This window comes from Amorphoplanes digitatis, from assembly GCF_014205335.1.
GTDB lineage: Bacteria > Actinomycetota > Actinomycetes > Mycobacteriales > Micromonosporaceae > Actinoplanes > Actinoplanes digitatus.
In genome coordinates, this window is sequence record NZ_JACHNH010000001.1 from 9120841 (window position 1) to 9128557 (window position 7717).

General features: G+C 69.9%; 8 protein-coding genes and 1 pseudogene. 5 read left to right on the forward strand and 4 right to left on the reverse strand.

Going from position 1 to position 7717, the window contains the following annotated elements:
* Positions 1–17: 17 nt before the first annotated feature.
* Complete coding sequence (locus tag BJ971_RS40420; RefSeq protein WP_184998524.1) at positions 18–470, forward strand: GatB/YqeY domain-containing protein; 453 nt, start codon at positions 18–20, stop codon at positions 468–470.
* A gap of 69 nt (positions 471–539) precedes the next feature.
* Here BJ971_RS40420 and BJ971_RS40425 read toward each other — a convergent pair whose 3' ends face one another.
* A complete protein-coding gene (locus BJ971_RS40425) occupies positions 540–2942 on the reverse strand; it encodes a penicillin-binding protein (protein ID WP_184999361.1) in 2403 nt (800 codons plus the stop codon).
* 313 nt (positions 2943–3255) lie between these two features.
* On the opposite strand from BJ971_RS40425, the gene BJ971_RS40430 reads away from it, so the two are divergent.
* Positions 3256–3558 (forward strand): WhiB family transcriptional regulator, encoded by a 303-nt coding sequence (locus BJ971_RS40430; protein WP_041832981.1) that lies wholly within the window; start codon positions 3256–3258, stop codon positions 3556–3558.
* Positions 3559–3564: 6 nt separating this feature from the next.
* Here the strand turns inward: BJ971_RS40430 and bagB are convergent, their stop codons facing one another.
* From bagB to BJ971_RS40445, 3 genes are read right to left on the reverse strand one after another with little or no spacing between them, the layout of a single operon-like run.
* The gene (bagB, locus tag BJ971_RS40435; protein ID WP_184998525.1) at positions 3565–4704 is read right to left on the reverse strand and encodes an ArsA family ATPase; all 1140 of its coding nucleotides are present in this window, start codon (positions 4702–4704) and stop codon (positions 3565–3567) included.
* A 60-nt stretch (positions 4705–4764) separates the two neighbouring features.
* Entirely contained in the window at positions 4765–5715 is a 951-nt protein-coding gene (bagA, locus tag BJ971_RS40440; RefSeq protein WP_184998526.1) for an ATPase BagA, read from the reverse strand.
* Positions 5716–5738: 23 nt separating this feature from the next.
* Entirely contained in the window at positions 5739–6641 is a 903-nt protein-coding gene (locus BJ971_RS40445; RefSeq protein WP_184998527.1) for an Rv0361 family membrane protein, read from the reverse strand.
* A gap of 146 nt (positions 6642–6787) precedes the next feature.
* Between BJ971_RS40445 and sp36 the strand changes: the two genes are divergently transcribed.
* The 3 genes and pseudogenes from sp36 to BJ971_RS40460 all read left to right on the forward strand — a co-directional run.
* On the forward strand, positions 6788–6943 hold the full coding sequence (gene sp36 / locus BJ971_RS40450; protein WP_184998528.1) for a Sp36 family protein: 156 nt from the start codon (positions 6788–6790) through the stop codon (positions 6941–6943).
* Positions 6940–7431, forward strand: coding sequence for a RidA family protein (locus tag BJ971_RS40455; protein WP_275411416.1), 492 nt, complete (start codon positions 6940–6942; stop codon positions 7429–7431). Before sp36 ends, BJ971_RS40455 begins: the two co-directional genes overlap by 4 nt.
* A gap of 105 nt (positions 7432–7536) precedes the next feature.
* Positions 7537–7717 (forward strand): annotated as a pseudogene (locus BJ971_RS40460) (MBL fold metallo-hydrolase); the annotation flags it as partial.

Here is a 7717-nt window from a genome sequence, read left to right on the forward strand (position 1 = left end):
GAGTAGTTTGGTCGTCCATGGGAACGCTGAAAGACCGCCTGAAGGATGACCTCCACACTGCCATGAAAGGGCGCGACGAGCTGACCACGTCGACGCTGCGGATGGCGTTGACCGCCGTGAGTAACGCGGAGACGGCCGGGGACGCCGCGAAGGTCCTCAGCGACGATGAGGTGCTCGCCGTGTTGGCCAAGGAGGCGAAGAAGCGGCGGGAGGCCGCGAACGCCTTCGCGGGGGCCGGGCGCACCGATCAGGCCGCCAAGGAGAACGCCGAGGGCGAGATCCTGGACCGGTACCTGCCCGTGCAGCTCACCGACGAGGAGATCGACGGGCTGGTCGCGGACGCGCTGGGTGCGGGCGGCTTCACCGGCAAGGCGCAGATGGGGCCGGCCATGAAGGCGGCGCAGGCCGCGGTCGCCGGGCGGGCCGAGGGTGGCCGGGTCGCGGCGGCCGTGCGCAGGCGGCTGGGCTGAGGGCGGCCGCCGGACGGCGGCACCGGAACTGAAGCGGGCGGGTCACCCTGAGGTGACCCGCCCGCGTTGTCATCTTCGGCCCGGTGGCTTGGGCTTCTTCGGATCGTCCGGGGCCCCGGGTTCCTTGCCGGTGCCCTTGCTGATCTCGATGCTGACGTAGCCGCCCTTGATGGTCCGGCCGCTCGGGTTCGTGCCCGCGACCGTGCCCTTCGGGCAGTTCGACTCGACCTCGGTGTTGTCGACCGAGGCGGTGAAGCCGGCGCCCTCGATCCGGGCCAGCGCCCCGGCGACGGTCGCGCATTCCACGTCCGGGATCGAGCGCTGGTCGCCCTCGGAGATCTTTCTGCTGCCCGGCTTCTTGAACTCGACCTTCGTCTTGCCCTTGAGGAAGTCGTCCATCGTGTCCCAGACCGCGGGGTTCACGATGGCGTGCAGCATGCGGTCCTTGTGGTCCTGGTAGTCCGGGTTGACCAGGTAGCCGGCGATCGCCAGCGAGCTGCTGCCGATGATCAGCGCGGCGGTCTTGTCGTGGTCGGTGGTGCCGGACTTGCCGTAGATCGGGTGCCGGATCGTGTAGTAGGCCTGCGCCGCCGTACGGCTGCCGCCGCAGCTGCCGAGCTGCGGGCTGTCGCCGACCGGGCAGCGGGCCGCGTCGAGCGCCGCGCGGGCCACGTCCGGTGAGGTGGCGCGGGTGCAGTGCGGCTTGCCGACGTCGATCTTCTCGCCGTCCTTCGACGTGATCTGCTGCACCGGGGTCGGCGCGCAGTACATGCCGTCGCCGGCGAGGGTCGCGTACGCGTTCGCCATCTCCAGCGGGGTCGACGACGAGACGCCGAGGGTGAAGGCGCCCCACTGGTGTGCCGAGGCCTTGTTCGACGCGAAGTCGGCGTCGCTCTTGGCCCGGAACTGCACGCCGAAGCGCTGGGCCACGTCGACCACCTTCTCGGCGCCGACCCGTTCCTGCAGCGGCACGAAGAAGGTGTTGATCGATCTACTGAAGCCCGTCCACATGTTGGTGACGCCGCCGGCCTTGCCGCCCGCGTTGCTCGGGCAGTAGTAGATGCCGTTGCAGGTGGAGGGGCCGGGTGCGATGCGGTACTTCGAGACGTACTTGGCGGGCGCGTTGATGGAGTAGGCGAGCGGGTAGCCGTTCTCGAGCGCCGCGACCATGGTGAACATCTTGAACACCGAGCCGGCCTGGTAGCCGGTGATGTCGCCGCCGCCGCTGAGCAGCGGGTTGGTCGTGTTCGGGTACGTGCCGCGGATCTTCTTCTTCGCCTTGCGCGGGTCCGAGGAGATCTTGTTCTGCGGGTTTTGGGGGTCGTCCAGCTTGAACTTGCGGTTGGCCGCCAGCATGCGGACCCGGCCGGTGCCCGGCTGGATGCCGGCGAGCAGCAGGGCGTTCTTGTTCTTCTCCGAGATGTGCTCGCCGATGTTCTTGCGGGCCGCCTGCTGCGCCTTGATGTCCATCGACGTCTGCACGCGGTAGCCGCCGCTCTTCAGGCGCCGCTCACGGTCGTACGTGGTCGCGCCGAAGGCCTGCTGGCTGAGCCACCAGCGGTAGAAGTAGTCGCAGAAGAAGCCCCAGTTGTTCTTGGCAACCGAGACGCAGCCGTTGCCGGGGCGGTCGACCTCGCGGCTGATCTTCGTCGCGGTCGCCTTGCGCGCGTCGTCGGCGCTGATGAGGCCGATCTCCATCATGTCGTTGATGACGTAGTTGCGGCGGTCGAGCGCCTGCGGGTAGCCGCTGGCGGTCGTGGGGTTGAACGCGGTGGGCGCCTTGACCATGCTGGCCAGCAGCGCGCCCTCGGCGATCGTCAGATCCTTGGGCTTCTTGCTGAAGTACACCTGGCTGGCGGCGTACACGCCGTACGCGCCGTTTCCGAAGGGCGCGGCGTTCAGGTAGCCCTCAAGGATCTTCTCCTTGCTGAGCTCCTTCTCGATCTGCATCGCGTACTTCATCTCGGTGATCTTGCGCTTGGGCGTGTCCTTGGTGGCGTCGACGACCTCCTGCGGGCTGGTCGCCGAGTAGGCCAGGGTCATACGCACCAGCTGCATGGTCAGCGTCGAGGCGCCCTGCTGGGACTTGCCGCTCTTGTTGCTGACGATCGCGCGGGCGACACCCTTCAGGTCGACGCCGTTGTGCTGGTAGAACTCGTGATCCTCGGCCGCGATGATCGCGTTCTGCATGTTCTTCGAGATGTCCTTCAGCGGGACGTCGCTGCGGAACTCGTCGTAGAAGACCGATATCTGCGTCTTGTTGTCCGACGCGAAGATCCGCGTGATCTGCGGGGCGGTCGCCTGCCGGAGCTCGCTGGGCAGGCTGGCGAACGTCTCGCCGCCGGCCTTGGCCGCGAGGCCGGACATGGCGACTGCGGGGAAGGCGGCGGCGGCGACGACAACGCCCGCGAGCAGGCCACAGATCAGCAGCGAGGTCGCATTGGCGAAGATGTTGTGATCGCGTCTGCGCATCCAGGAGGTCACCCGAGCAGGGTACGCGAATAACGCACGTGATCGAGCGTCGAGAAGGTCACGTTTGCCCAGAATGATTGTGCCTCCTCCCGAGCCTGAGTGTGGCGTTTCCGGGGAACTTCCCCGAACTTTCTCACTGTCCGGTAGGAGAGGGATGCCGGGAAAGACCGGGGTATACGTTTTTGAGGGACAACGTTGCGTAATTGCCTGACTACAGAGCATGATGATCCGGCGAGGTATCGCACGGCGTCTGCGCGACTTGGGGGACACGGGCCGTCAGATGCCAGGGGGAAGCAAGGGGGGACGTGGACAGATGGGAATGATCAGCGACTGGCCCAGCATGGCGGCGTGTCAGAGTGGCGACCCTGACGCACTCTTCGTGCAGGGCGCCGAGCAGAACGTGGCGAAGAGGATCTGCCGCAGCTGCCCGGTCCGCTACGAGTGCCTTGCCGACGCGCTGGACAACCGGATCGAGTTCGGCGTCTGGGGAGGCATGACCGAGCGGGAGCGCCGCGCGCTGCTACGCCGGCACCCGCACGTGGCGAGCTGGCGGAAGATGTTCGAAGCCGCGCTCCGCGAGAAGGGCGCCGACAAGGTACTCGTCTCCACCCGCTGATCCATTTCAGGCGAGGGCAGCACCGATTGTCCGCAGCCCGTCGACGTCGTGCACATCGGCGGGCTGCGCCATGACGGCCACCGTCGGCACCTGGGGAAAGGCGTCGGTGAACTGGGCGGCGACCCTGAGTTCCCGTTCGACAAGGCGCAGCAGGGCCGCGTGGATCCGCAGCGCGTCCGCGGTCGTCGGCTGGTCACCGGCCGCGTCCAGCGTGAGCGCGGCGGCCTCGGCCGCCTCCAGCGTGAGGGTCTTCAGCGTGGTGGCGTGGGTGCGGTTGAGCACCAGGCCCGCGAGCGGCATGCGCTGCTCGACCAGCCGCTCCGCGAAATGGGCCGCCTCACCGATCGCGTCCCGCTCCGGGGCCGCGACCAGCAGGAACGCCGTCTGCGGGTCCTGGAGGATCCGGTACGTCTCGTCGGCGCGCTGCCGGAAGCCGCCGAACATGGAGTCCAGGGCCGCCACGAAGCCGGACAGGTCGGTCAGCAGCTGGGCGCCCAGTATCTTCTGCACGGCCCGGGAGAAGATCCCGAACGAGGCCGTGACCAGGCTGAACATGCTGCGCCCGCCGCGTGCGGGCGCCATCAGCATGCGCAGCATCCGGCCGTCCAGGAAACGCGACAGCCGGGCCGGCGCGTCGAGGAAGTCCAGCGCCGAGCGCGACGGCGGGGTGTCGACGACGATCAGGTCCCAGTCGTCGCCGGCGCGCAGCTGCCCCAGCTTCTCCATCGCCATGTACTCCTGCGTGCCGGAGAACGTCGAGCTCATGGCCTGGTAGAACGGGTTCGCGAAGATCTCCGCGGCGCGCTGCGGCGAGGTGTGCGCCTGCACGACGTCGTCGAACGTGCGCTTCATGTCGAGCATCATCGCGTGCAGCTCGCCGCCGGTCGCCTCGGTGTCGATGCCCTTGACCTGCCGCGGCGTGTTGTCCAGCTCGGTCAGGCCCATCGACTGGGCCAGCCGGCGGGCGGGGTCGATGGTCAGCACCACGGTGCGGCGGCCGTGCTGCTCGGCGGCGCGCAGGCCGAGCGCGGCGGCAGTGGTCGTCTTGCCGACGCCGCCGGCGCCGCAGCAGACCACGATCCTGATGGCCGGGTCGGCCAGCAGGGCGTCGACGTCCAGGCGGGGGGCGGTGCGGTCGGCAGGCACGTTTCGAGCGTACTGACTCGTAGCCCCCGCGCGGTGCGGAGCGCCGCGGCGTGTGGCGGGTCAGACAGCCATCAGCAGGGCGGCAAGTTCGTGCAGGCCGTCCTGGTCGACGCCGCCGGCGAGCAGCGGCAGCTCCACCATCGGGCGCCCCAGCTCGGAAAGCTCCGAGCGCAGCGAGTCCTCCAGCTCCCGGCGGGTCAGGTGCGCCTTCGCCTCGGCGTGCAGGCCGTTTACCGTCGCCGCGTCGGACGGCAGGCCGGCGGCGGCCAGCCCGCGCTTGAGCTCGGTCTTGGTGACCCGGCCGGCCGCGAGCAGGGGCGGCCGGGCGCCGTTCACGATGATCCGGCCGACCGGGATGTGCAGCGCGGACAGCTCGGCGATCGCGTCGATGCTTTCCTGCACCGGCATCTCCTCGAGCAGCGTCACCACGTGCACGGAGGTGATCGGCGAGCGCAGCAGCGACGCGACCCCGTCGCTCTGCGTCTTGATCGGGCCGACCTTCGCCAGCCGGGCGGTCTCGGCCGTGACGTTGAGGAAGCGGCCGATCCGGCCGGTCGGCGGCGCGTCGAGCACCACCGCGTCGTACGCACGCCGGCCGTCCGACGAGCGGGTGGTCGCCTCCTTCACCTTGCCGGTGAGCAGGATGTCGCGCAGGCCGGGTGCGATCGTGGTGGCGAAGTCGATCGCGCCGATCCGGCGCAGGGCCCGGCCGGCCGCGCCCAGCTTGTAGAACATGTCGAGGTACTCCAGCAGCGCCTCCTCGGGGTCCACCGCCAGCGCGCGGACCTCGCCGTCGCCCCTGACCGGGGTGGCGATGCGGCTTTCGCGGTACGGCAGCGGATCGATGCCGAACAGCTGCGCGATGCCCTGCCGGCCCTCGACCTCCACGAGCAGCGTGCGGTGCCCGCCCGCGGCCAGCCCGAGCGCCAGTGCCGCGGCGACTGTCGTCTTGCCGGTACCGCCCTTGCCGGTGACGACATGCAGCCGCGCCGGCCAATCGTTGCTTGCCACGTCATCGAGCGTACGGGGCAGGCTCAGCCGGTCACGTCACACACGAGCCAGTCGGTCTTGTGCACCAGGGTGAAGGTGAGCTGCTGCTGCGCCGTCTTCTCATCGTCGGTGGTCATCGTGAGCGGCACCACGACCGTCGCCCGGTCATCGGTCTGCCGGGTGATCGCGGGCTCGGTCCAGCTGAAGGTCGGCGCGTCGTACTCGTTCGCGTAGCCCTTGATCTGGGCGACCCGGTCGTTCAGCCGGTCCTGGTCGAGCGCCTCGCGGCAGACGACCTCCCCGGCCGCCGCCGCGTCCTGCTGGACGTAGACCGCGGTCATGAAGGTGTTTACCGCCGTGACCGGGTCGGGCTCGCCTCTGCCGCTGTCGCCCTCGCGCAGCAGCAGGGCTGCCGACACCGCGCCGCCGACGAAGATCAGCAGGGTGAGCACCAGGGCGACCGAGACCCGCAGGCCGGTGCGCCGCCGCCGCGCCGCCGGCGTGAGCACCGGCATCGTGGTCTCGGTCGAGTGCGGGTCGAACGGCACCTGCCACGGCTGCGGCAGCATGCTCAGCGAGATGGCCTCGGTCGGCTCGTCCTGCTGCACGCCCGGCTGCACCTCGGCGGGCGGCGAGTGCTCCCAGGCCAGGTGGTCCGGCGGCGTGGCACGCCACTCGCCCGGCTTCTCGTGCCGGGCGTGGAACGGCTCGGTCGGCGGCGGCTGATGCCAGACGACGTCGCCCTCGAGGACCTCGTTGGGCACGGTGGGTGGCTCCGGGTCGGGCTGATGACCCGGCTCGCCGGGATAGGCGCCGACCGGCGGCCACTCGGACAGCTCCGCCGTCGCGGGACCCTCGAGGAAGTCGATGAGGTCGCCGGACTCCGGCGCCTCCGCGGCGGCGACCGAGGACGCGCGCATGGGCTCGCCCCGCGGCGATTGCGTCATCGTGCCCCCTGGGTATCGGTCGTCGCCCCCGTGCTCAGCGTAACGAAATCCGGACAGTCGCGAGGCGGCTCCGGCGGCCTGGATAGGCTGTCGCCGAAGTCGACGGGCGCGAGCCCCGGAGCGAGCGACAGGGAGCTGGACGAGCAATGCAGAAGTGGGAGTACGTGACCGTGCCGCTGCTGATCCACGCGACCAAGCAGATCCTCGACAACTGGGGCGAGGACGGCTGGGAGCTGGTACAGGTCGTGCCCGGCCCGAACACCGACCAGCTGGTCGCGTACATGAAGCGGGCGAAGGCGTGACGGCCCCGACGCCGGTGAGCGGCGAGGGCGGCGCGGACGCCTACGCGCGCCTGGCCGAGATGGGCCTCACCCTGCCGACCGTGGTGCCGCCGCTGGCCTCCTACGTGCCGGCCGTGCAGTCCGGCAACTACGTCTACGTCTCCGGCCAGCTGCCGATGGTCGACGGCAAGCTGCCGTACGTCGGCAAGGTCGGCGCCGACGTCACCATCGAGCAGGGCGCCGAGCTGGCCCGCTACTGCGCGCTGAACGCCCTCGCCGCGATCGACTCGCTGGTCGGCCTCGGCCGGCTCGTCAAGATCGTCAAGGTGACCGGCTTCGTGGCGTCGGCGGACGGCTTCACCGGCCAGCCCGCCGTGGTCAACGGTGCCTCGGAGCTCTTCGGCGAGGTGCTCGGCGAGCTCGGCCGGCACGCGCGCAGCGCCGTCGGCGTCATCGCGCTTCCGCTGGGCGCGCCGGTCGAGGTCGAGGTCATCGCGGAGATCGCCTGACCCGGACCGGTACGGAGTGATTTGCCGTGCCGTGGTGACCGCCGGTGACCGGATCGCACATGCGGTCCCCGGCGTGTCAGCGCAGAGCAACGTAGGATTCGCAGCATGGTGGCCGCCGAGGTCGAGCAGTTGCCGGGCTGGGTGACGCTGCTGCGTGCGCCCAATCCGGGTCCGATGACCCTGGATGGGACCAACACCTGGGTGTTGCGTGCTCCGGGCGAGGAATTCGCGGTGGTGATCGACCCGGGCCCGCTGGACGAGGGACATCTCGCCCGGATCGCCGGAC

Bases quoted from the DNA above. Each gene is read 5' to 3' on its own strand.
- BJ971_RS40430 (WP_041832981.1), top strand. From the start codon at position 3,256: ATGGGAATGATCAGCGACTGGCCCAGCATGGCGGCGTGTCAGAGTGGC.
- BJ971_RS40445 (WP_184998527.1), bottom strand. From the start codon at position 6,641: ATGACGCAATCGCCGCGGGGCGAGCCCATGCGCGCGTCCTCGGTCGCC.
- BJ971_RS40420 (WP_184998524.1), top strand. From the start codon at position 18: ATGGGAACGCTGAAAGACCGCCTGAAGGATGACCTCCACACTGCCATG.
- sp36 (WP_184998528.1), top strand. From the start codon at position 6,788: ATGCAGAAGTGGGAGTACGTGACCGTGCCGCTGCTGATCCACGCGACC.
- BJ971_RS40425 (WP_184999361.1), bottom strand. From the start codon at position 2,942: ATGCGCAGACGCGATCACAACATCTTCGCCAATGCGACCTCGCTGCTG.